At 37.3% G+C, this 23,784-nt stretch carries 30 protein-coding genes; 19 read left to right on the top strand and 11 right to left on the bottom strand.

Annotated features, from left to right (window positions below; all coding sequences use genetic code 11):
- Positions 1-113: 113 nt before the first annotated feature.
- Positions 114-1,340: a tyrosine-type recombinase/integrase gene (locus ACGTN9_RS17085; RefSeq protein WP_499595012.1), complete on the bottom strand. Its 1,227-nt coding sequence runs from the start codon at positions 1,338-1,340 to the stop codon at positions 114-116.
- 23 nt (positions 1,341-1,363) lie between these two features.
- Positions 1,364-1,861 (bottom strand): ImmA/IrrE family metallo-endopeptidase, encoded by a 498-nt coding sequence (locus ACGTN9_RS17090; protein ID WP_499595015.1) that lies wholly within the window; start codon positions 1,859-1,861, stop codon positions 1,364-1,366.
- 358 nt (positions 1,862-2,219) lie between these two features.
- Between ACGTN9_RS17090 and ACGTN9_RS17095 the strand changes: the two genes are divergently transcribed.
- From ACGTN9_RS17095 to ACGTN9_RS17145, 11 genes are all read left to right on the top strand, one after another.
- Positions 2,220-3,077, top strand: coding sequence for a cation diffusion facilitator family transporter (locus tag ACGTN9_RS17095; RefSeq protein ID WP_161993087.1), 858 nt, complete (start codon positions 2,220-2,222; stop codon positions 3,075-3,077).
- A gap of 175 nt (positions 3,078-3,252) precedes the next feature.
- Positions 3,253-3,627, top strand: a complete 375-nt coding sequence (locus ACGTN9_RS17100; protein ID WP_153464098.1) for an ArsR/SmtB family transcription factor — start codon at positions 3,253-3,255, stop codon at positions 3,625-3,627.
- 3 nt (positions 3,628-3,630) lie between these two features.
- On the top strand, positions 3,631-5,787 hold the full coding sequence (locus ACGTN9_RS17105) for a heavy metal translocating P-type ATPase (RefSeq protein WP_499595019.1): 2,157 nt from the start codon (positions 3,631-3,633) through the stop codon (positions 5,785-5,787).
- Positions 5,788-6,342: 555 nt separating this feature from the next.
- Positions 6,343-6,720, top strand: a complete 378-nt coding sequence (locus ACGTN9_RS17110) for a hypothetical protein (RefSeq protein WP_499595022.1) — start codon at positions 6,343-6,345, stop codon at positions 6,718-6,720.
- Between the two features lie 216 nt (positions 6,721-6,936).
- The gene (locus ACGTN9_RS17115) at positions 6,937-7,263 is read left to right on the top strand and encodes a hypothetical protein (protein WP_499595024.1); all 327 of its coding nucleotides are present in this window, start codon (positions 6,937-6,939) and stop codon (positions 7,261-7,263) included.
- An 85-nt stretch (positions 7,264-7,348) separates the two neighbouring features.
- Complete coding sequence (locus tag ACGTN9_RS17120; RefSeq protein WP_499595026.1) at positions 7,349-7,702, top strand: hypothetical protein; 354 nt, start codon at positions 7,349-7,351, stop codon at positions 7,700-7,702.
- A 161-nt stretch (positions 7,703-7,863) separates the two neighbouring features.
- Positions 7,864-8,046 carry a hypothetical protein gene (locus ACGTN9_RS17125; protein WP_499595029.1) on the top strand — a complete coding sequence of 61 codons (183 nt, stop codon included), beginning with the start codon at positions 7,864-7,866 and terminating at the stop codon, positions 8,044-8,046.
- Positions 8,047-8,261: 215 nt separating this feature from the next.
- The gene (locus ACGTN9_RS17130; RefSeq protein ID WP_499595032.1) at positions 8,262-8,453 is read left to right on the top strand and encodes a hypothetical protein; all 192 of its coding nucleotides are present in this window, start codon (positions 8,262-8,264) and stop codon (positions 8,451-8,453) included.
- Positions 8,454-8,626: 173 nt separating this feature from the next.
- Positions 8,627-9,409 (top strand): MBL fold metallo-hydrolase, encoded by a 783-nt coding sequence (locus tag ACGTN9_RS17135; protein ID WP_499595034.1) that lies wholly within the window; start codon positions 8,627-8,629, stop codon positions 9,407-9,409.
- A gap of 173 nt (positions 9,410-9,582) precedes the next feature.
- A complete protein-coding gene (locus tag ACGTN9_RS17140) occupies positions 9,583-10,092 on the top strand; it encodes a GNAT family N-acetyltransferase (protein ID WP_499595037.1) in 510 nt (169 codons plus the stop codon).
- A 695-nt stretch (positions 10,093-10,787) separates the two neighbouring features.
- A complete protein-coding gene (locus tag ACGTN9_RS17145) occupies positions 10,788-11,057 on the top strand; it encodes a hypothetical protein (RefSeq protein ID WP_499595041.1) in 270 nt (89 codons plus the stop codon).
- Between the two features lie 179 nt (positions 11,058-11,236).
- Here ACGTN9_RS17145 and ACGTN9_RS17150 read toward each other — a convergent pair whose 3' ends face one another.
- Positions 11,237-12,439, bottom strand: coding sequence for an IS110 family RNA-guided transposase (locus tag ACGTN9_RS17150; protein WP_499595214.1), 1,203 nt, complete (start codon positions 12,437-12,439; stop codon positions 11,237-11,239).
- Positions 12,440-12,777: 338 nt separating this feature from the next.
- Here ACGTN9_RS17150 and ACGTN9_RS17155 point away from each other — a divergent pair, with 338 nt between their 5' ends.
- From ACGTN9_RS17155 to ACGTN9_RS17170, 4 genes are all read left to right on the top strand, one after another.
- On the top strand, positions 12,778-13,137 hold the full coding sequence (locus ACGTN9_RS17155; protein ID WP_499595043.1) for a hypothetical protein: 360 nt from the start codon (positions 12,778-12,780) through the stop codon (positions 13,135-13,137).
- A 110-nt stretch (positions 13,138-13,247) separates the two neighbouring features.
- The gene (locus ACGTN9_RS17160) at positions 13,248-13,568 is read left to right on the top strand and encodes a hypothetical protein (RefSeq protein ID WP_499595044.1); all 321 of its coding nucleotides are present in this window, start codon (positions 13,248-13,250) and stop codon (positions 13,566-13,568) included.
- A gap of 158 nt (positions 13,569-13,726) precedes the next feature.
- On the top strand, positions 13,727-14,101 hold the full coding sequence (locus ACGTN9_RS17165) for a putative glycolipid-binding domain-containing protein (RefSeq protein ID WP_499595217.1): 375 nt from the start codon (positions 13,727-13,729) through the stop codon (positions 14,099-14,101).
- Positions 14,088-14,225: a putative glycolipid-binding domain-containing protein gene (locus tag ACGTN9_RS17170; RefSeq protein ID WP_499595220.1), complete on the top strand. Its 138-nt coding sequence runs from the start codon at positions 14,088-14,090 to the stop codon at positions 14,223-14,225. Before ACGTN9_RS17165 ends, ACGTN9_RS17170 begins: the two co-directional genes overlap by 14 nt.
- 237 nt (positions 14,226-14,462) lie before the next feature.
- Here ACGTN9_RS17170 and ACGTN9_RS17175 read toward each other — a convergent pair whose 3' ends face one another.
- The 8 genes from ACGTN9_RS17175 to ACGTN9_RS17210 form a co-directional block, all read right to left on the bottom strand.
- Positions 14,463-14,765 (bottom strand): SHOCT domain-containing protein, encoded by a 303-nt coding sequence (locus ACGTN9_RS17175; RefSeq protein WP_499595046.1) that lies wholly within the window; start codon positions 14,763-14,765, stop codon positions 14,463-14,465.
- Positions 14,704-15,000: an SHOCT domain-containing protein gene (locus tag ACGTN9_RS17180; RefSeq protein WP_499595049.1), complete on the bottom strand. Its 297-nt coding sequence runs from the start codon at positions 14,998-15,000 to the stop codon at positions 14,704-14,706. Before ACGTN9_RS17180 ends, ACGTN9_RS17175 begins: the two co-directional genes overlap by 62 nt.
- Before the next feature lie 31 nt (positions 15,001-15,031).
- Positions 15,032-15,226 (bottom strand): SHOCT domain-containing protein, encoded by a 195-nt coding sequence (locus ACGTN9_RS17185; protein ID WP_499595052.1) that lies wholly within the window; start codon positions 15,224-15,226, stop codon positions 15,032-15,034.
- Positions 15,227-15,238: 12 nt separating this feature from the next.
- Complete coding sequence (locus ACGTN9_RS17190) at positions 15,239-15,610, bottom strand: hypothetical protein (protein WP_499595055.1); 372 nt, start codon at positions 15,608-15,610, stop codon at positions 15,239-15,241.
- A 27-nt stretch (positions 15,611-15,637) separates the two neighbouring features.
- The gene (locus ACGTN9_RS17195) at positions 15,638-15,832 is read right to left on the bottom strand and encodes an SHOCT domain-containing protein (RefSeq protein ID WP_499595058.1); all 195 of its coding nucleotides are present in this window, start codon (positions 15,830-15,832) and stop codon (positions 15,638-15,640) included.
- 689 nt (positions 15,833-16,521) lie between these two features.
- Positions 16,522-16,683: a hypothetical protein gene (locus ACGTN9_RS17200; protein WP_499595061.1), complete on the bottom strand. Its 162-nt coding sequence runs from the start codon at positions 16,681-16,683 to the stop codon at positions 16,522-16,524.
- A gap of 81 nt (positions 16,684-16,764) precedes the next feature.
- Entirely contained in the window at positions 16,765-17,436 is a 672-nt protein-coding gene (locus ACGTN9_RS17205; protein ID WP_499595063.1) for a response regulator transcription factor, read from the bottom strand.
- Positions 17,437-17,439: 3 nt separating this feature from the next.
- A complete protein-coding gene (locus tag ACGTN9_RS17210) occupies positions 17,440-18,834 on the bottom strand; it encodes a sensor histidine kinase (protein WP_499595065.1) in 1,395 nt (464 codons plus the stop codon).
- 274 nt (positions 18,835-19,108) lie between these two features.
- Here ACGTN9_RS17210 and ACGTN9_RS17215 point away from each other — a divergent pair, with 274 nt between their 5' ends.
- From ACGTN9_RS17215 to ACGTN9_RS17230, 4 genes are all read left to right on the top strand, one after another.
- Complete coding sequence (locus ACGTN9_RS17215; RefSeq protein ID WP_499595067.1) at positions 19,109-19,495, top strand: DUF302 domain-containing protein; 387 nt, start codon at positions 19,109-19,111, stop codon at positions 19,493-19,495.
- 358 nt (positions 19,496-19,853) lie between these two features.
- Complete coding sequence (locus tag ACGTN9_RS17220; RefSeq protein ID WP_499595069.1) at positions 19,854-20,978, top strand: MBL fold metallo-hydrolase; 1,125 nt, start codon at positions 19,854-19,856, stop codon at positions 20,976-20,978.
- Positions 20,979-21,141: 163 nt separating this feature from the next.
- The gene (locus ACGTN9_RS17225; RefSeq protein ID WP_499595071.1) at positions 21,142-21,378 is read left to right on the top strand and encodes an SHOCT domain-containing protein; all 237 of its coding nucleotides are present in this window, start codon (positions 21,142-21,144) and stop codon (positions 21,376-21,378) included.
- 20 nt (positions 21,379-21,398) lie between these two features.
- On the top strand, positions 21,399-23,546 hold the full coding sequence (locus ACGTN9_RS17230; RefSeq protein ID WP_499595073.1) for a heavy metal translocating P-type ATPase: 2,148 nt from the start codon (positions 21,399-21,401) through the stop codon (positions 23,544-23,546).
- Positions 23,547-23,784: the final 238 nt, after the last annotated feature.

Genomic DNA, 23,784 nt, shown 5'->3' on the forward strand with positions numbered 1-23,784 from the left:
TATAATATCATAACGATTCCATCTTCGGGGCAGGGTGAGTGAAACACCATCTGTCTCGTTTTTTTATGCCCAGTAACCTTTGATATGAAGGCATTTTAAAAGGGAGCACCTTATTAGGTGCTCCCACTTGTTGCCGAGTTGTTGCCGAAATGCTTCGGATTGAATTTTTCGAACCTGTCTGCAGTAGATCGGTGGCCTTTTTTGGTTACATGGCCATAAATATCTGTAGTTATTCTTGAACTCGAATGTCCTGCTCGTTCTTGAACATTTTTTAGACTTTCTCCTTCTTGAAGGAGGTATGTGATCATAGTATGCCTTAAATCGTGTACTCTTATGTCCTTTAAATAATGGCGGTGTTTAATGTTTCGCCACGTTTTATTGACCGAATTAGGCGTGTAAGGAATTCCTTCACCACCATGGAAGAGAAATGTATTATCACCACCTCTCCATTTTTCCCCAACCATCATTTTTTCCTTTAACCAGTGACGGTAAAAAACTTTCGCTTCCTCCATATACCATTTAGGCATTGAAATTTTTCTTATATCTTCATCCGTTTTTGTACTCTTAATAATTGGGCGGCCATTATCGAAATCAGGAATGCTTTTTGTTAAAAGTATATCCTGATTCTCAAAATCAAAATCGCTCCATTCTAAAGCTAGTGTTTCCCCACGTCGCATTCCAGCAACAGCTGCAGTTAGAAAGTATATTCGCCAATTTATAGGTTCTTTGTACAGTGCTTTAATGAATTCAATAACATCATCTTCATCAAAATACTGCATTTTCTTCTTCTTTATTTTGGGCCTTTTAAGACCTTTAAGTGGACTCTGTTTCAGTACTTGCCATTCTACTGCTTTATTAAAGACCACGCGAAGGGTCTTATCGATTTCGTAAAGGGTTGCTTGTGACAAAGGTTTACCCTGCTTATTTCGTCCTGCACCGGGCTTAGAAATATCGTCTAAGAAATTCACTATTTGCATCGGTTTGATTTGTTCAATTTTTTGGTGGCCAAATCGAGGGAGTATATAGTTGTTTAATTTCTCGTCGTATCCTTGAAGTGTTCGATAAGCATAATTCTTCTTTGCATGTTTTTCTCTCCAATCTTCTATAAACTCATTTAATTGGCGCTTCTCAGGTGCAATGTATTCCCCAGCTTGGACTTCCATTTCAAACTTTACTAATTCTTGATTTAAGTAATTCTCTAATTTGCGCTTGGTTTTAAGCAATGAGGGATCTACCTTTATTGTTTTTGTTCTCCGGGTTCTCTTACCACGTTCATTGAAGCCGGCTTCAACCGTCAACAAAAATGTGTTTTTGTTACCTCGCCTTCGATAACTAGGCATGTTAGACACCTCCTGATTCAATATTAGTTGATGGAGTAAAAAAGTTTGGTACAATCCGAACGTCGTTTAATTTGTTCCAATCGTTCCGCACATAGTTCATAAGACACCTCAAAGTCCTCAGCCCATTTTAATAAGAGATCTTGATCATTGAGATTGTATCTTTTGATCATGTGATAGGGCATTGTTGCATACAAAGTAAAGTATTTTGCATCGCGTTCCTGTAGTTCTCTAAATGCTTTAGACATCATGGTTTGTTTTCCTACATGTCGAACAGCATGGCAAAGTTCATGAAAGAAATGTTCTCTTTGGGTCACCTTGTTTAAATTGGAGTTAAGTACAATTTCTTTGTACTTTCCAAATTTAGTGAAATGCGATTCGAAAGGCTTGTAGTTAATAAAGATGTTGTGTCTCTTAGCTATTACTCTTAAATTCAAGTCTCCAGGGTATTGAAAATTGCGATCGATGTACCAACTTGATATCCAATCTTCAAGAGATGATGTAGTATACTGGGAAAAATTCACGCTAGTCACCTTCCTTATCGATATTATACGAACGTATGTTCTGATACGCAACCAAAAAAAGCACTACAATGTATAGTGCGAATTAATTACTCTTTTGATATAAATGGATAGATAACTACAGAACCGAGTTCTTTAATAAAAATTTTAGGAAATTATTAATTGGTGTTAAGCAATCGGTCAGTTACTTTGAAACTGAGTCTTCCAGAAAAGGGCAGGATTGTGGAAGACTCAGTTTCGAGATAATATTGCATTTATTTATTAAAAATATCTATACGTGTTCCCATGTGAATTGTTATACATTCAAATAAACGTTTTAATGAAAAACTACTTGGAAATAATGAAGAAGGGAGGTAATAAAATGAGATTCTTGAACGCTAAAACTGGTGCATGGATTAGTACATTTGCCTATTTATTAGTATCACTTGTGAAAATCATTATTGCTTGGCAGGTCAATTCCGTGGCATTAATGGCCGATGGGTTTAATAATTTTACGGATATTATTACATCTGTTGCCCTAATCATTGGGTTGAGAATTGCAAAAAAAGAGGAGGATGAGAACCACCCTTATGGACATCGGCGAGCCGAAAATATTGCTTCGTTGGTGGCTGCCTTTGTCATAGCTGCAATAGGGATACAAATTTTAGTTGATACCGTTCGTACAATGGTAAATCAAAATTTCGTTACACCGAATCCTCTTGCAATATGGGTTGGCCTCGGAAGTGGTCTATTCATGATTTTAATCTACTTTTTGAATAAAACCATAGCCTCAAAAGTAAACAGTCAAGGGTTAAGGTCAATCGCAAAAGATAATCTGTCGGATTCGATTGTAAGTTTTGGTACTGTTGTTGGTATCACTGGCGCTCAATTTGGACTATCCTGGCTTGATCCTGTCACTGGTACGATTGTAGGTCTAATCATTCTCTGGGCAGCATGGGGGATCTTTAAAGAAACCGCCTTAATTTTAACCGATGGGATCGATCCTGAAAAGATACACCAATACAAAGAATCACTTTCAGATATTCAAGAAATAGAGAAAGTCAATGATGTGAAAGCGAGAGTCTCAGGTAATAAGGTCATTTTAGATGTTTCTGTTTCTCTTCAACCGGATTTATCAATTAAGGAAATGACCCATGTAACTGAAGAAATTAAAGAATTAATGCACAAACAACATAACAGCCTTATGACATTTGTTGAATTGAATCCCTCAGTGAAGTGAATTTTTAATACCTTACAAAAGTGATCCGTCAGATCTTGATTCTTTTTAAACTTATTTAACACATATTCAATTAGATATTCAAACAATCATTTGTTTATTTTATTGACAATCTATACAGGTTCCTTATAAGATTGTATATATAATCAAACAATCATTTGAATGTGAGGGTGAAATCATGGAAACCAAACACACTAAAATAAACGATGATCAATGTGAGGTTTTTTGCTACGACGAGGAAATAGTTAACCGATTATCGCGGAAGATTGAAAATGAAAAATTCACTTCAACCGCGGACATTTTTAAAGCATTATCTGATGAAACAAGGCTTAAAATTGCCTATATATTAACGCAGGAAACTGAACTATGTGTATGTGATGTTGCAAACATTATTGGCACAACGAATGCTACAGCTTCTCATCATCTACGTCATTTACGAAACATGCATATTGCTAAAAGTCGAAAACAAGGTAAGTTAGTCTTTTATTCCCTTGATGACCCCCATGTTACAAGTATGATTGTAACGGCGATGGTTCACGGTCAGGAGGTGTAAATTGTGAGTAACGAAGCATCTCAAGATGAGAAAAATGTATATCGTGTTCAAGGATTTACGTGTGCAAATTGTGCTGGAAAATTTGAGGATAACGTAAAAGGATTAGCTGGTGTAAGCGATGCAAAAGTAAATTTTGGCGCATCGAAAATTTCTGTTTACGGTGAAGCGACAACAGAGGAGCTTGAAAAAGCTGGGGCTTTTGAGAACCTAAAAGTAGTTCCTGACAGTTCAGAAAAAAAGGATAAAGATCCTGGTACAGAAGAAAAGTTACCGTTTTATAAAAAACACAGTACATTGTTGTACTCAGTTTTATTTTTGGTTATCGGTTTCACTTCCCGGTTTGTAAACGGAAATGATAACATCGTTACAGCATTATTATTTATTACTTCGATGATAGTCGGTGGGACGTCACTCTTCAAAGTCGGTTTACAAAACTTAGTTCGACTTCAGTTTGATATGAGGACTCTTATGACTGTTGCTGTCATTGGTGGAGTCATTATTGGGGAATGGGCAGAAGTAGCAATTGTCGTTTTACTTTTTGCCATTAGTGAAGCTTTAGAACGATTCTCTATGGATAAAGCGAGACAATCAATCAGTTCATTAATGGACATTGCACCAAAGGAAGCATTGGTTAGACGAAATGGACAAGAGATGACGATTCACGTAGATGATATTGCGATCGGGGATATTATGATAGTTAAACCGGGTCAAAAAATTGCGATGGATGGTGTCATTGTCAATGGCTATTCTGCCATTAACCAAGCAGCGATTACGGGGGAGTCAGTCCCTGTTGAGAAAACTGTAGAAGATGAAGTATTTGCTGGTACGCTTAATGAAGAAGGATTACTTGAAGTAAAAATAACAAAGCTTGTTGAAGATACAACAATATCTAAAATTATTCATCTAGTAGAAGAAGCGCAGGGCGAACGGGCACCATCCCAAGCTTTTGTCGATAAATTTGCTAAATATTATACTCCTATCATTATGGCCATTGCAGCATTAGTTGCTACATTACCTCCTTTATTTTTTGATGGAAGTTGGGAAACATGGATTTATCAAGGTCTAGCTGTTCTTGTCGTTGGTTGTCCTTGTGCGTTGGTGATTTCCACTCCAATTTCAATTGTATCAGCCATTGGTAATGCTGCGAAACAAGGGGTTCTTGTCAAAGGCGGGGTGTACCTAGAAGAAGTTGGTACATTAAAAGCAATTGCGTTTGACAAAACGGGGACTTTAACAAAAGGGGTTCCTGTGGTAACTGACTATGAAGTGTTGAGCCCTCATACAGATGAACAAGAACTACTTTCGATTATTACTGCCCTAGAATATCGTTCTCAACATCCTCTTGCATCGGCCATAATGAAAAAGGCTGAAGAGGACGGTATTTCTTATTCTGAGGTAGCAGTAGATGACTTTACTTCAATTACGGGTAAAGGAATTAAAGGAAAAGTACATGAAAATACGTATTATATTGGTAGTCCGAAATTATTTAAAGAATTATTATCGTCTAATTATAATAAGGAATTAGACCAAAATATTATATCCCTACAAAAACAAGGGAAAACAGCTATGATTATAGGTACAAATGAAAAAATTCTAGCTATTATTGCCGTTGCGGATGAAGTGCGTGAATCAAGCAAAGATGTTATAGAAGCTTTACACAAAGCTGGAATTAAAAAAACAGTTATGCTTACAGGTGATAACCACAGTACTGCTGATGCAATCGGCAGTCTAGTCGGCGTAACAGACATTCAATCAGAGTTACTTCCACAAGATAATTTAGACGTGATTAAACAATTGAAATCCAAGTACGGAAACGTAGCTATGGTTGGTGATGGTGTTAACGATGCTCCGGCTCTAGCAGCCTCAACCGTTGGAATTGCAATGGGTGGGGCTGGAACAGATACAGCACTTGAAACGGCAGATGTTGCTTTAATGGGGGACGATTTAAGGAAACTTCCGTTTACTGTTAAAATCAGCCGTAAAACGTTAAATATTATTAAGGCTAACATTTTCTTTGCGATTGCTATTAAGGTTATTGCCCTTCTGTTAGTTATTCCGGGATGGCTAACACTTTGGATTGCCATTCTTTCGGATATGGGGGCAACAATTGTAGTGGCTCTAAATGGTTTACGGCTTATGAGTGTGAAAGAAGACGAATAAGGATGTAGGAGTTTCTAAATTGCTTGGAGGGTCTAAGGGGGACGTCATTCCTTATATAAACCTCTATTTTCATTGGGCCCACAGCATTACTTAAATGGCTCTTAAATTAGGGTGGTGAGGCAGCCCAGAACTGGCGGAAGTAACCATTACAAATAGGAGATACAAAACTTGTAGCTATTGCAAGAGGTATGCTTAATGATCCTTATTGGAGTTTACACGCTGAGAAGAAATTAACTCATAAAGTTAACCCACCTTTCAATATCCAAGAGTAATAAGATAAGAGATAAGAAGGTCCCTTATTAGGGGCCTTTTTTAACCTGTACAACGATGTTTTGGACTTTGGCAAACTGTAATCCCTTAGGGTGAATAGTCTTTAATTATCTTGAAATCAAGTCTTCAAGAATAGGGGGCAATAGTTAAATAAGGCGGTCATTAAGTTGATCGCTTTTTAATTTTGTCTTAAGTTGTTGGAATATTATGTTAAGATTGGTTTAGAAAACCTTGAGCTAAATGGGCAGTTTAATACAATAATCAGTAAAATTTTGGGGGGATAAAATGAAGAAATGGGTAATAATTATTGGAGTGTTGGCTGTGCTTTTAGGTATAGTTGCTTTCGATAGTAAGATCTATTATCCTACATTACCTATTGAATCTGTGAGTAAAAAGGAAGTTTTAGAATCTTTGAATGATAACACAGAAGAGATTGTGAAAATAGCTGAAGAAAATAACTATGGGTGGTATATTACACTAATTGAACAAGGAAAAGCATATGAAAATTTAAAGAACTTTATTAGTAAGAATGGGTGGCAATTCCAAAAACAAGAGGGTAGTGGCTTTATTTTTGAAAAAGATGACAAGACATTAATTGTAACTACGCAAATGTGGACAGGAAATTATGTTATTGTAAAAACCCCGATGTACTGGAAAGAGTAAATATTTTTGTAAAGTATTCTACTTAAAATATTGGATGCGATAGTTTAAGATCTAATTCAAGGATATCTCGAAAACAAGTCTTCCGTTATTGGGGGCAATTGTTCAATAGAGCATTAGCCCTTTATTACATAAACGCAAGGAATACCGTGGCATTTAACTATTTAATTGACGGAGCAGGATTGTTGAATGTGAAATTTAATATGGAGGTGTAATTTTATGCCATTAGAACAGGAAGTAATGGGTTTGTTAATTGGTGGGTTGTCTATTGTTATGGTGATTGCAATTTTAGTTACTGTGTTCCTTTGGATGAAAAATAAAAGTAAAAGTTCAGGATATATCTGGACATTACTGCATTTGCTATTAGTGTCTGTTGCAGCATATTTTGTATTAAAGGCTATTGCATTTGACTATAATCATCCGATGGCTTCAGAAGAGATTTCACTCCAGATAGGTATTTCTGGAGTTGTTTGGGCATCTAGTATGCTTTCTTTAGTAATAGCATTATTTAGCTTTTCGAAAGAGAGAAAGCATAGTGCATCTTAAACAAACGGGTGCGATAGCTGCGCAGTGGGGATAGCTATCGCATATTGTGTTAACTAAAACACAAATGAGTTTGGAGGGATAAACAGTGAAAAGTAAAATAGTTATCTCCTTAATGCTTACTATCACTTTTAGCTTACTAGTTGGGTGTAATATTGATGGAGGAGATGAAAAATTATATTCCGTTTTGGTAGTACAGAATGGAGATGATAAAACGGACGAGATGATTACAGAAGAAATAGACGTTGCATCAGAAAAATTCCATGAAATAAAATTCCTAACGAGTTTAGAAGATGTTAAAGAACAACACCCACAAGTTGAAATAGCACAAGTTCCAGCAGTGTTAATATTTGAAACCGGGGGAGGAGAGTTCAAAAAGTTAGAGTATAAAACATATGACATGGAAGAAGCAGTAGCAAAGTTAAAAGAACTTTCAAATTAAGAAATATAACTAGCTATGGGTACTATATCTCGAATCGAGTCTTACATAAACTGGGGCGATTGTCCAGTAAAGGCGATCGCTTTTTAACTAACAGAGCAGTAGAGTTTAATTAGAAATGATGAAGTATGTTAATGGAAAGGTATATTTTTTAGGGGGAGAATATGGCATCTTTATTTGTATGGGTATTATTATTGGTTGTCGGCGGTATTGGCGGAATAGGTATTAGTAGTGCTTTTGAAGGAAATGAAGTATTTACAGGATATGCAGCAATGTTAGGAATGATAGTAGCTTTACTAAGTGCGATTTTCTTCCAATTGAATTTAATGCACAAAGATAAAGAATAGATGTTGTGTTAACGGATGCGTTATTCGAAGATCTGCTTCAATATCTCGAAATCAAGTCTTCCGTTATAGTGGGCGATTGCTTAAAAGAAACCCGCGCTTATTACAGAAGCATAGGGACATCATGAATGTATCTTTTAACTGACGGAACAATTCACTTTAAGAAAGAAACTTTTATAAGGTTTGTTTATTAAATATGAATGTGGGGGTTTTACTTAATGGGGGAAATTGGCTTAACTATTATATTTTATCTAGTCGGTCTATTTATTCTTTATATAATTATTGAAACGGCAGTCAGAAGAGGGATTAACAGTTCTATAATCGTTCAATATCTTGAAGATAAATCTGGGATTCAAGATACTAGTGAAAAGAAAAATTCCTTCCTTGATGATGATTTGTATAAAGATTAACAGGGACGTTAGTTAAAGATCCACTGAAAGATATCTCGAATTCGAGTGTTACATAATAGGGGGCGTTCCTGTAATAATCAGGAATGCTTCTTTCTGTGGAAAAAGGTATCTAGTAGGATATTTGGTAACTATAAAGAATTAATTAAGAAACAATCTTTTAAGGGGGGGTTCTTATGATTAAAGATCCGTGGTTTACCATTCAACAAATAGATGAAAATACATACGGCATTAGTGAATACGGCCATTGGGAAAAAGTACACTCTTTTTTGCTTTTGGGTGATAAAAAATCAGCATTAATTGATACGGGGCTTGGAATAGACAATATTAAAAGAGTTACAGATCAGTTGACAGACCTACCTATTGATGTCATTACGACTCATGTACATGCTGACCACATTGGAAGTCATGGTGAATTTGAAAGAATATATGTGCATCAAGATGATAAGGATTGGATTGTGAATGGAATACAAGGCCTACCAATAGAACAAATAAGAAAAGATATTAGTAGAGATATTACATTACCTATTCCAAAAACATTTAATCCAAATACATACAGACCCTATCAAGGGGAACCAACCGGTTTATTACAGGATGGAGATATAGTCGAGTTAGGGAATAGAAGAATAATTATTTATCACACTCCAGGGCACTCTCCGGGCCATATATCTGTTTTTGATGAAACAAATGGTTATTTATTTACAGGTGATCTGCTCTATGCTGATACCCCTATATATGCCTTCTATCCTTCAACCAATCCTGTACATTTAGTTAATTCACTAGAAAAAATTGCAGCGATACCAAACGTATCGAGGGTTTATGGTTCACATAATACATTAGGACTGGATCCCAATATTTTTGCCGAAGTGGAATATGCAGTAGAGTTTTTGAAAAGAAATGATCTCATAAAGTTTGGGACGGGAATTCATAAATTTAAGGGCTTTAGTATAAAGTTTTAGTTTTACCTACTTTTATTCAAGAAAGGGATGCTAAACGAAATAATAACTTGTAAATATCTTGAATTTGAGTCTTCCAGAAAAGGGGGCGATAGCTACACAGTTACTATCCACTTATTGTGCTAACGGAGCAGTAATATACAATATGACAAAGTTATACATAAAGGAGACATGTTATGAATATTAGATTGTTGAACCCGTTCGATGCCGAAAAATATTGGGAGTTAAGACTGGAAGCACTACAAGGGAATCCAGAGGCTTTCGCTCAAAGTTATGAAGAAGCTAGAAATAGAGAAAACCCAATAGAGGGAGTAGCTAAAAATATATCCAACGATGATAACTTTACGTTTGGGGCATTCAAAGATAATGAGCTTGTTGGAGTTGTTACTTTACTACAAGATTCTGCTATGAAACTAAGACATAGAGGCAATATATTAGGAATGTATGTAACTCCACAAATGCGTGGAACAGGAATTGGGGAAAGCCTTCTCGTTAATGCAATTCAGCAGGCTGAAGCTATAAAAACGATAGAAAAGATTAACTTAACGGTTGTTACGTCTAACGTTGGTGCAAAGAAACTATACGAAAAATTAGGTTTTAAGAACTTTGGAGTAGAAAAGCAAGCATTAAAAATTAACAATGAGTATTATGATGAAGAATATATGGCTTTGTTTTTAAATAACTGAAATTCTTATTAAACAAACGGGTGCGTTAGTTGAAGATCTGCTTCAATATCTCGAAATCAAGTCTTCCGTTATAGGGGGCGATTGTTTAACAAGGTGTAGTTTTCCTGACCAATTTTATACCAACAATAAAACAGGGCAAGGAGGAGTTTGTCTTCATTGGTATTAATGAATGGACAACAGAATATATATACATATTTATTTTTACGATAATTCTTATGTTAAACAATATCGCATCTATCCTTGAATATAAGAAAAACAAAGAGAACCTCAAAAGTATCAGCGAAAGTCAATTAATGTTGCCAAGTAAATGGAAGTTGTTTGTGGCAAAGTTAATAGGAGCATTTATTTTTAAATGGCTTATATATATCATTGCTTTTGTAATTACAGGGAGTTTCTTAGTAATAATAATCTCCTTGATATTAATTACCTTGAGGATCTATCTTATGTTTCATAGTTTAATCGAAATCCAAGAATCGAAAACTGACTTATATGTTCTAGTTGCGGAAACTGTCTTTGTAGGAGTATTTATGTTGTATTACTTTGGCTTTAAACTACCAACTTAATAAATTCTAAAGAATTACTTAAGGATATCTCGATATTAAGTCTTCTGGAAAAGGGGGCAATAGCTGCATAGTGGCTAATGATTATTGTGCTAACGGAGCTGTTAAGGGAAATAAAAAGCAGGAGGATTTGTTGTGGGTGTAGATAAAAAAATCAAAAATCTCTATTTCTATATGACAGTTGGATATATAGGACTTTTCCTCATTGGATTAGCAACTTTGAGATTTATATCGGTTTTCCACGACCCCCAAGGGCAGGCATTTGCTTTCTTTGGTTTTTTACTTGTAATGGCTTATATAAGGTTTATGGAAAAAAAGTTAGGTATTAGTAAGAAAGCATTCGTTCTAAGTAAAGTTATTTTTTCTATTGTTTTTTCCATTTTTGCATTTTGGTTATATTTTTGAAAATTCTTGTTCAACAAACGGGTGCCTTAGTGAAAGATATCTCGAAATCAAGTCTTCCGTTATAGACCAGCTATAAAATGTCAAGCAACAAAATAGATGTTTTTTTTGCATTTACTGAAATTAAAATTGGCATGCCAAATAAACCTCACTTATGTTTATTAAAATTGCTATAAGCATTTTTAATTATCATTGGTTTGAGGGCGTGGTACATAGGGCTTTTGATCTCTCAAAATGGCAAATATAATGTGTGTCAATTTACGAGCTACAGCTCCTACGGCAGTACCGTGAGCTTTTCCACGTTCTCTTAACTTTTGATAATAAAGGGATAGCGCAGGATCTTTAAAGCTAGCCACAAATGCTGCTTGCCATATCGCACGTCTAAGGTATGGGGATCCTCTTTTGGAAAGCTTCGTTTTAGATCCATTAAATTCACCGGATTGGTGCACGGAAGCATCGAGGCCTGCAAAGGCAACTAATTGTTTTGGATGTTCGAAGCGATCAATGGAACCAACTTCACCTAAAATGACTGCCGCCGTGACGTCATTTACGCCTGTTATGGTTGTTAAATAATGATGTTGACGGTCTGAGAGTTCCTTTAATTCCTTCTCTATTTGAACCAATTGTTTTTCAAACAGAGCGATTTGTTCCAGGAGAAGATGGATCTGCATTTTAAATGCCTCTGTACCTATGGAAATACCAAAGGTATTTTGGGCACTTTCTTTCAATTGTTCAGCTTTCCAACGAGCTCTTGTAACCCCATACCGTCCTTTACTGACACGGTAAAGGACGTCTGCTAGTTTGTCTGTATCAATCTGTAAAAGATCTTCGGGTAGTGTATAGTTTAAAAGAATTTCTGTGGAAGATAGCCCGAAAACATCAGAAAACACTTGTTCATATTCAGGGAAAACCTGATCTAGTAAAGCAATAATTTTACGCTTAACGTCTGAGCTTTGGTCTACCAAAGCATAACGCAGTCTCTCAAGGTGTCTGAGTTGAAGGAGGTCTTCTTGAACGAAAGGGGTCGCTTCTGGAGAGTCAATGCGAATCACTTGAGCAATTAAGTACGCATCTTTCATATCTGTTTTGGTTTTGCGAATATAAAAATTACGGAGTGCATCCGATTGCATCGGATTGAAAGACGTCACTTTGTATCCAAGTTGATGAAGGAATGAAAAGAGAGATAACCAATAGTGACCCGTGGCTTCCATTCCACAAGCACAATTCTCAGGTGTCACCTGGTGTTGGTTTAAGAAAGTCAGAAGCTTTTCACTACCCTTTTTGGAATTAGCAAACCGAATGGTTTTCCCAATAGGGTTCCCACTTTCATTGATTAATCCAGCTTCATGATGACGTTTTCCAATATCAATGCCAAGATAAATCATAAACGATACCACCCACATAATATTAATCAGATGAAAGGAAGCCTCTTACCTTTATAGATACTCAACCTCGTTAGATATACGGCAACGATGTACCATCCAGCTCATACGAATAGTTCTATAAAGAAAGAGGTGTCAGTCTATAGCACGAAGACAATGCTTCAAGGGGGCAGAGCGACAACCTCCATCTGATTTAACCCCATTATACCTTCAGCTAAAGGTATGATGGATTTAAAACCAGAAATAATCTGGTTAATAATAATATACGAGGGGGCGATTGCTGCATAAAGGATTTTCATTTTTACATAAAAGTAAAGTAGAACATTACAGGGGGGCTTGTTTTGGGGTTATCTTCGATTTTAATAGGAGTTTTTGGGATTTTGATAATTATTATTATCATTTTTCCAGTTCTGTTAGTAAAAAGATACGGAAGAGGTGCTTCGCCGTATAAGTGGTCTTATGTCATTTATGGTCTATTAATTGTCAATTGGATACTATATATATCCGGATTTTACGTATTGCTTCCTGTTAGTGTTGCAGACTCAATTTTTATTCCAATTTGGTTTGTTCTTTGTGCTTTAGGTACCATATTTACGGTATTAGAATTTAAAAATAACATAGCCTTTGCAGTGCCACTTGCTGGCTTTACTTTTCTTAGTTTGGTTTTTGCCCTATTCTTAAACGGTTTATCTCAAATGTGAAATTATGTATCTAGTTGAAAGGTTATTCCATAAAAGGGGGCAAATTCATAAACAATGGTGTGTTCCTTTTTACTATGTGGATTAAAGAATTGAACTAACGGAGCAGTTTAGTGAAAGAAGATATTAAAATAGAGAGGATTTATAAAATGGCGATTGTTATAGGGTATGTAATTGCATTTATAGGTGGGCTTGTAGCTTTTCTGCTAAGTGTAGATAAACCAAAAAATAAAAAATATAAGGTATGGGGCATTGCTCTTATGGTACCGATTTCACCAGCTTTAGCTTTTGCGATAGGGTTAACCTATGCATTCATTGTAGAAAATGCTTGGGCAGGATTGATAATGTGGTATATTTTCCCCTTTATCTTCATAATCGGACTCGTTATGTTAATGGTTGGTATTTTCAAGAAAGAAGAAACAAAAATAGTTTGAGATCTTTAACTTAAGCGTGCGTTAGTTAAAGAACTGCTTCAATATCTCGATATCAAGTCTTCCATAATAGGGGACAATTGTTATACAGTTAGGAGCGATTTATTGAATAAGAAAGTCTGCTGGGAACATAAAGAGCAGGCGAGGGCTGAATCTTAAGTATTACCCAAAATGGTTCAAACATAATAGCAGAAGGATTATTCCTTTTTACATCCGAAGGAGAGGCGTATAAATTTGCATATAAGGTTGTAACAGACAGTAGGTGGTTTACTAAGAGTATTGAAATAATTAATTTGAAGCTTAATGAAAAATTTTGCTTGCATTCAAATCTTAAAGGGAAGTGGTATTTAAATAACAATGAACTAAGTGATATGGATGGAGTGATTGATATAGACATATCTGTGACCCCATTTTCAAATACGCTTCCAATTAACCGTTTCAAATGGGAGCAAGAGCAAGAAAGAAACTTTAATATGCTATACATTGAGGTTCCATCTCTGGAGCTTATGAAGTTTAGAATAAATATACAAGTTTAAAGGAAGTGCGGAGGACGGATCTAGAAATTTTCAATACAAGTGTAGAGATTATGAAACTGTGATTACTGTGGATCAGGATGGATTAATCATTGAATATCCTGATGCATTTATTCGGAAATATTGAGGATTATCTTCATTTCAGAGGAAATCAACCTATAGACAGAGGGGATGGAGAGTGTCTTCTAACCACTTTCATTCTCCTAAACAAATGAAAGAGTATATCATTCCCATATTCGCTTGGAATATTAAGTCGGTCTTAGTCTTCATCATCAATCTCAAATAATTCTGCCAATCTCTTATAAAGCAACACAGTGAAAAGACCAAACACCTGAATAGAACACAGTTGTCTGGTCATTTTTAATTATAAATTTTTTGCGATTTGCTCATAATCGTGTTTGCTTATTTCTCCTTTTACATATCGCAGCTTCAAGATTTCCAATGGATTGTCATCGTTTTCCTTTGTTTCTTTTTTAAAGGCAAGTAAAAGATCACCGACAATTTTTTTGCCATCCTCATGAGCTTGAATAAGTCTCCTGTTTTCACCAGGTAATAAAAGACAATGGCTGATAAAACGAGATTTAGCATGTTTTCTACCACCTTTTTTAGGACCGTATTGTGGCGATGATTGATTGATATTGTTCGTTCGTAATTTCGCCTCTTGCATATCTTAACTTCACAAGCTCTTCTGCTTCAGAATCAGAGTGGAATAGTTCCGGCTCTTTTTTATCCGCTCCCTTTTCAGTCTGTTTCTTTTTGAATACGGCATAAGCTGCAAATGCAAGCAATCCGAAGAGCAAGATCCAAGTCAGGTCCGGACCTGCCATCCAACCTGCGTTACCGAAACCGTTCGGTGACATTCCACCGAAATTACCAAACCCTCCAAAATTACCTGGTCCCATATATCCGTGCATCATTTGCAAGACCTCCTAGCTATAATAAGTTTTTAATTTTGGTATATTCTTCTGATGTGATTTCTCCAGAAGCATAACGCATGTCCAATGATTTTCTGGCTTCTGCTCCTTGATCACTATTATTGTTAGCATTCACGTTTCCAAGCACCCTTTGCAGGTCGCCGGTTGAGTAAAAATAAATTCCGATTCCAATGAGTAACAGTAGTAAAAACATATGTTTCCCCTCCTAATAATTGTTCATCATACCTTGAAAGTTGTTGCTGTTGGATGATCCTCCTGTACCATGCATTCCTTTATAAAATTCCTCGAGTTCTTTAGTGGATAAATCAGGGTGCATCTCCTCCATATAAGGTTTCATCTGTCCGAAATTGATGTTTTGCTCGTTCATGAATTGTTGCATGTCTTCAAAGTCACCTTTTTGCATAACTTCGTTCATTTTTTCCACGTTCACATCAATATCTTCCATGAAGTTCCCCATGTCACCAAAATTGAATTCCGGATTCTCCGTTGTGCCATGTGCCGATGCATTGTAGATACCTGTAATGCCAGTTCCAATCAAACCTACTGCCAACGCTCCTGCAATCAATGTTTTATTCATATTCGATCTCTCCTTTAATTTGTCATTTTATAATAAGTTTTTCTTGAGTTGCTCAAATTCTTCTACCGTGATTTCGCCCTTTGAGAGACGGTTTTTTGCGATGTCGATGGCTTCTGAACTTCCTGAAGCCTGTTGCGGGACAAACGATTGTTGTCCATTTCCATTTTTATTGGCTGCTGTGTAAATGAGAAATGCAATGAAAAGGAACAAGATGATCATCATAGTTTATTCACCTCCTCCACTTGTGTTGTGTTCCTTATACTCATACTATAAGGGGTATATATGGAGAAAGTATGAAGTGTAATTATTTGTTGATCGTTTCCTTGGTTTGGTTGAATTCTTCTGTAGTAATCTCTCCTTTTGCGAGTTTTCCTTTAGTACAGGCAATATCTGAATATCGATATTGCTAATGGTGTTTCCAGCAGAATGGTTCTTTCGTTTCATCACATAGAATAGGATGCCGAAAATCAAGATGCCAAGGAACAATCCGATAAAACCACAAGTCTCCACACCATAACTATACCCCGGTCCTAACATGTCATTTTCCCTCCTTACCAGTTGTTGTAATTTCTATATCTTCAATATAAAAAAAGAATCATGTAGAAAGTATGGAGGGGGGGAGAAGTCATACAAGGGAGAGTAGGAGGATTATTCCAGCTATCTGATTTTCAGTCTTCTTATATCCGTGCATGAAAATCATTCTGCTTTTACGGAGCTGTTTACAAATGATTTTTATAATCTTTTATCCATTATCCAATGACGGTTAAAAAAATACTGATCCGGTAAAGTACCGATCAGTATTTTATATTCTTTAATTGCATTCCGTTTTGTTAAAGGAAAAGAGTATAAGAAAAAAACTGGCTTGTCGCCAGGTCCTAACGGCGGAAGCCAAGTTTTTCAAATCTGCAATTTTATTTGATTTTCGACCAAATAAGCCACACTAGGAAGATGATACCGAAGATAATCAGGGAAACCCAAATCATTTGCCCAAACCAGAATGACATATGATGGAACATCATTTGTCTTCCCATCATCATGCCCATCGAATTAGGCGGGAACCAAATCATTTGCACAACAAATATAAGAAAAAATATTCCCAACAAAACCAAAAGGGTGAGTATAATTATTGGCCATAGTCGTTTCATATTATCACCTTATTCCGCTTTATATCCGATGCCCCAAACTGTTTTGAGATGAGTCTTGTCAAATCCTGCTTTCTGCAATTTTTCCCTTAAATTCTTAACATGTGAGTCGACTGTCCTATCCTCTCCTATGAAGTCGATGCCCCAAATATGTTCGACCAGCTGTTCTCTTGATAAAGCCTTCCCTCGGTGGTGGATGAGAATGTCAAGAAGGTCGTACTCTGTTTGTGTCAGGTTGATTTTCTGACCATCATAGTTTACTTCACGAGCTGATACATCCAAAATGAGCCCATTGTATCTGATGATTTCATCTTTAGATAATGAAGGTTTTGTTCGTCTGAGTAACGCCTCGATTCGTGCCACTAATTCCGCTTCTTCAAATGGTTTGACAAGATAATCATCTGCTCCTGTTGAAAATCCGTTCACCTTATCCTCAGTGGAGCCCTTAGCTGTCAGAAAGATAATTGGTAGATTAGATATATTTCTCACTTCTTCGATTGTCTGCCATCCGTCCATATGAGGCATCATGATATCCAGAATCATCAAATCATAATCGTCTTTTCTAATCTTTTCAAGGGCTTGATATCCATCCTCTGCTTCACTCGTTTCATAATTTTGCATCAAGTATAGCCGTAATAATTGTCTCATTTCCATTTCGTCATCTACAATTAAAATTTTTCTCATCTCTTATTCTCCTATTTCTTCTATTTTAGCTTTTTTCAAGATCACTCTAAAAACGGACCCGGCATTTACCTTGCTCGTTACATGGACTGTTCCATCATGTGATTCGATTATCTTTTTGGAAACATAAAGTCCCAGGCCTGTTCCGCCGGATTTTCTTGTTCTGGATTGCTCGACCCGATAAAATCTATCCCATATTTTAGGGAGGTCCTTTTCAGGAATGCCGATTCCAGTATCCTCTATTTCAATTGTGATGAAATCTTCTTCGGAAAAAGCCCGAATTGACATTTTACCTTCATTGGAGTATTTGATTCCGTTTTCTATCAAATTGTAAAACACTTGTTCCATTCTCTTCACATCGATTTCCACTGGAGGTACCTCAGATTGAAAGTCAAGGATGATACTGATGTCCTTCTTGGTTGCTGCTGGTTTCAAGTTGTTCACGACTTTTTCTATCACTGCCCGTATATCAGCAATTTCCTTATTCAGTTCAAACTCTCCAACCTGCAGCTTGCTCATTTCGAATAAATCATTCACCATGAATGTGATCCGTTGCACCTCTTTTTTGATAATATCCAGATAAACTTTCTGATCCTCTTTGTCTATATTTCCTTTGCCTAAAATATCGCTATAGCCTTTTATATAGGTAAGTGGAGTTCTAAGTTCATGGGAAACAGCTGCGAGAAAGTCATTTCGACTGTCTTCGAAATATTGCAGCTGATCACCAAGTGTCTGAATCGATTTGCTGAGCTCTGCAATCTCATCTTCACTATTGATTGTAAACTGCTGTTTGTATTCCCCTTGGGCCATTTTCTCTGTTGCCTTTTTCATGGACTTTAGAGGCTTAGTTATGCGTTTTGATGCCAGACCAATCAGTCCGAATGCCAACAATAGGATACCAATTCCTGCAAGGATAAGCAGTACACTTATCACAAATACTATTTCTCTTAAGTTGCTTGAAGGATAATACATATAGACATAGCCTATTCCATCTCCAATCGTAGATACAGAAACCAAATAGGGTTCGTTATACCAATCATCTACAAGAGTACTATCGCCAGGCGGTAAGGAATTATCAAGGAGGCTTGCTTTCATCTCTTTGTCAGGTGCTCTTGAAGAGCCTAGGATTTTTTGATTGCCATCTGTAATCAACACTTCCGTCGCCACGCCTTTTTCCATTTCTGTCACATGATTGATTGCAGACTCTGTGAACTGCTCGTTTAATATTCGTGCGTGGTTGTTTCCTCTTAACACTAAATCCTGTTTAATGTAATCAATTAATACATTTGTGAATCCCCCATACAAAATTACCCCCAAGATGATAAACAAGGTGATAAATAAGGAACTGAACAACAACCCAAGTTTAAAAGATATACTTTTGAATTTGATCAAGCGTCTCACCAACTGTCTTCTCGTAAATTGTTTTTGTTGTATGCATTATACAGGATGTCTATCCTATCTTTTCATAAAAAAGTTGAGAAAATGTGAAGAAGGAGTTATTAATGAACTTGTTCTTATCCTCAATACGATAGAATGTTCGTTTTGTGAAATAATAAAGAGGAAATGAACTTTTGAACAAGGTTACGGTAACTATTATTTCTAAAGTTTTGTTTATACATAACGGGGTAAGTGTATAATACGTGAATGAAATAATAAATAAAGAGAGGTGGATATTATGGAATTTGATTTCACACGAGAAACATCTAAAACTGTTGATGAAGTTATTACTTCTCTAGAGGATTCCTTACAAGAAGAGAAGTTCGGGGTGCTTTGGAACTTTGATTTAACTGAGAAATTGCAGGAAAAAGGGATGGGATTTAATACTCCGTACAAAGTCTTAGAGGTTTGCAATCCAAAAGAAGCGGATCGCGTCCTGCAGGAGAACAAAATGGTTGGATATTTTCTTCCATGTAAAATAGTGGTATATGAAGATGAAGGAAAGGTGAAGGTAGGCATGCCTAAACCAACGACATTAATAGGTTTAGCTGATGATAAAAACCTGGCTGAAATTGCTGAGGATGTGGAAGCACGACTGAAAACTTCCATTGAAAAAGCCATTTAATGAAATTTTGTAAAGAGCTGCTCAATAAAAAGGGCGGCTCTTTATAATCCAATTTTTTGAAGCTGAACAGAGTACACTCATTCCTAAGTACCTTTCGGAAGTCATTATTGGATATGATGCTACTCAACTTTCAATTGATTCATATAATGTTTCATAAATACCTTATCGGGGTACCGTTTTTGTGTGGTCGGGAGTTAGGTTTTTGAAAGAATGTGGATGTCACCAGAATCTTATCATGGACATGTCACTGCAAGCTAAAAAGGAGCAGATAATTAAACTGCAAGAAGTAACTAATACTATACCGTAGGAAATTACAATGATATAAACCTATGATTAAAAATTATATGGAGGGATTAACATGGCATTACAACCAATAACTGTGCAAGAATTAGCTCAGAAAGTACTCGCAAACGAAGATGTATTCCTGTTGGATATTCGCAAAGAAGAAGACTATAATGATTGGTCTATCCAAGGGCGGAATGTTAATAGTATGAATATTCCATTTAACCAGTTGGAAAACGAAACGGAAGATATAAAAAAACAGCTTCCCGAAAATCAAACGATCTATGTGGTGTGCGCAAAAGGAATCTCTTCTCAAAAAGGTGTAGAAATTTTAGAAGAGGCAGGAGTTAAGGATATCACTTACCTGGAGGGTGGAATGACAGCCTGGAGCGAACACATTGAACCAATGAAAATAGGCGATCTATCGGATGGTGGGGAATTGTATCAATTTATCCGGATTGGGAAAGGTTGTCTTTCTTACATGGTCATAGCAAATGGAGAAGCAGCTGTTATCGATCCGGTAAGGATGACTGATGCCTATAAAAACTTTGCAGAAGAAAAGGATACAGCCATTAAATATGTTTTAGATACGCACCTTCATGCAGACCATATTTCAGGTGGTAAGACATTAGCGGAACAAACGGATGCGGAATATTGGTTTCCACCTAAGGATGATGAAGGGTTGACCTTTAACTATAGTAAGCTGGAAGACGGAACAACAATCACCGTTGGAGGGTCTGTGGAGATCAATGCCTTTTATTCTCCTGGTCATACGATCGGGAGTACAAGCTTTATCGTAGACAACACATATCTTATGACAGGAGATATTTTATTCATTGATTCCATTGGACGGCCAGACCTTGCAGGGAAAGCAGAAGATTGGGTAGATGACCTTCGCCAGACCTTATATGGTCGTTATGAAGACTTATCGCAAAACTTTATTGTTCTACCTGCTCATTTTGGAGAAATGAAAGAAATTAATGATGATGGTACCGTACAAGACAAGCTGGAAAACATCTACCAAAAAAATGACCGCTTGCAGGTAGAGGATGAAAAAAAATTCAGGCACCTTGTGACGGATAACCTGCCACCACAGCCAAATAGTCACGAAGAAATCAGAAAGACCAATATGGGAAAGAATAACCCAGAAGAAGATGAACGGAGAGAAATGGAAGTAGGACCAAACCGGTGTGCCGTCTAATTTTATGGTTGAAAAGAAGAATAACGGGGTCCAATCCGTATGCAGTTTGGACCTCCTTCTATTAGTACTCACATGTGTGCATTTCTTCTTTTATAAGAGAACAATGGAGAAGATGGTTTAATATAAGGAGATTAAAGCAACTTAAAAAGGGGTGAACGAAAGTATGAACGGTGGCATGAGCGGTGGAATGGGAGGTGGATTTTTCGGTTTCGGTTTTATCGGTATCATCATTATGTTGGCGATTATTGCAATCATTGTATGGATGATGAAGCCGAGTTCAAATGGTAAACCAAAGAATCCTTCCAGTAATAAGTCATTCGATACATTGAAGGAAAGATTAGCAAGAGGTGAAATTTCTGAAGAAGAATATGACCGGCTGAAACGTAAACTGGATGAATAAAAGACGAAAGGAGAATCATGATGGCTGAAGATAAGAAAGACCAGAATACCAATCGTAATCATGAAGGCCATAATAAGGGTCATCATGAAGATTATAATCAAATCGACCACAGCCAAGAGCATGAACATCATGAAGACCATGATCAAAATAACCATGGCAACCATGAACATCACGGTCATGAGCATGGTAATCATGGTGGCCATGAACATCATGGCCATGAAGGACACGACCATGGGGATATGGTAGCTGATTTCAAAAAACGCTTTTACATTTCATTATTACTGACGATCCCCATTTTGATACTATCTCCTATGATACAAGGTTTTTTAGGAGTGGATTGGAGATTTCCGTTTGATCAATGGATCTTATTCGGTCTTTCCACCATTGTTTTTTTCTATGGTGGTTGGCCATTCCTAACTGGCGGTATCAGTGAACTAAAACAAAAGAACCCGGGCATGATGACGTTAATTGGATTAGCGATCTTTGTAGCTTATGGTTACAGCTCGCTTGTCGTCTTTGGATGGAGCGGAAAGAATTTCTTCTGGGAATTGGCTACCCTGATCGACATCATGCTCCTGGGCCACTGGATTGAAATGCGTTCAATCATGGGAGCTTCCAACGCGCTGGAAGAACTGGTCAAATTGATGCCCAATGAAGCTCACCGGGTCAAGAAGGATGGTGAAACCGAAGATGTACCAGTAACAGAGTTGAATACTGGTGACCGTGTTCTTGTCAAACCAGGGGAAAAAATTCCCGTAGATGGTATCATTACCGAAGGAAAGTCAGCCATCGATGAATCGATGCTCACTGGGGAATCTATGCCGGTCGAAAAAAAGGTCGATGAAGAAGTCATCGGTGGTGCGGTTAACCAGGAAGGCTCTCTCACTATTGAAGTAAAGAAAACGGGTGACGATACCTATCTTTCCCAGGTCATCACCTTGGTAAAAGAGGCTCAGGAGTCCAAGTCCAAAGCCCAGGACCTGGCGAACCGGGCGGCAAAATGGTTGTTCTATATCGCATTGACCGCAGGATTTGGCACCTTGTTCATCTGGCTTTCACTAGGTTACGCATTCGATGTGGCATTAGAGCGGATGGTAACCGTCATGGTAATCACTTGTCCGCACGCCCTGGGACTGGCTGCGCCATTAGTAGTAGCTGTTTCGACTTCCATTTCCGCTAAGAAAGGACTGCTGATCAGAAACCGAACCAATTTTGAGGGTGCACGTAACTTGAATGCGGTAGTATTTGATAAAACTGGCACCCTCACCAAAGGGGAATTCGGTGTAACTGACATCATTCCGGAAGGTTCTCATAATGAAGAGGAAGTTTTACTCTGGGCTGCGAGCGCCGAACAAAACTCGGAACACCCACTTGCAGAAGGTGTTCTTCATAAAGCTGAGGAAAAGGAATTGAAGCTGAAAGAAGTATCCGATTTTGAGTCGATGACAGGAAAAGGATTGAAAGGAACGGTGGAAGGAAAAGAAGTGCTGGTCGTGAGTCCTGGCTATGTAAATGAGCGTTCCTTTGAATATGACAAAGAAGAGTTCGCTGCTCTTTCCGAAAAAGGGAAAACAGTCGTCTTTGTGCTCGTGAATGATGAACTGGTTGGTATGATTGCACTAGCGGATATGGTCCGTGAGTCTGCGAAAGATGCGGTTTCCAAACTGAAGGAAATGGATATCCACCCGATTATGCTGACGGGGGATAATCAAAAGGTCGCTGATTGGGTAGCAGAGCAAATAGGAATCGAAGAGGTCTATGCAGAAGTTCTGCCTCATAATAAGTCGGATCAAATAAAAAAAATCCAGCAGAAAGGCTGGAAAGTGGCTATGACAGGGGATGGTGTCAATGACGCGCCGGCCCTTGCGACCGCCGACTTAGGGATCGCCATCGGAAGTGGAACCGATGTAGCGATGGAAACGGCGGATGTCGTATTAGTGAAAAGCAATCCTCAGGATGTTGTCAGTGTCATGGATTTATCCAAGAAAACGTACCGTAAAATGATTCAAAACCTATGGTGGGCAGCAGGCTATAACATAGTCGCCATCCCGCTTGCCGCTGGTGCACTAGCATTTATGGGCTTATTGTTAAGTCCGGCTGTCGGTGCTATATTAATGAGTCTTAGTACCGTCATTGTCGCTATTAATGCTAAACTTCTAAAAGCTTGATTAGAATAGAGGGGAAGAACCCTCTATTCTTTTTTTATACTTTAAGAAAGTTTAACTTTGTTAAATGATTAAGTATAAAAAAACTAAGGCTTTCGCCATAAGCTCTTGGCGACAAGCCAAGTATTTCTAATGGAGTTAATAGTGATATAAGCAGACCTGATATTTTCTATCAAAAAAGGAACACCCCAAATATGTATTGGAGTGTTCCTTTTTATAGGAATCATGTACTTAACTTAGC

This window comes from Halobacillus sp. B23F22_5 (assembly GCF_043497085.1).
Taxonomy (GTDB): Bacteria; Bacillota; Bacilli; order Bacillales; family Halobacillaceae; genus Thalassobacillus.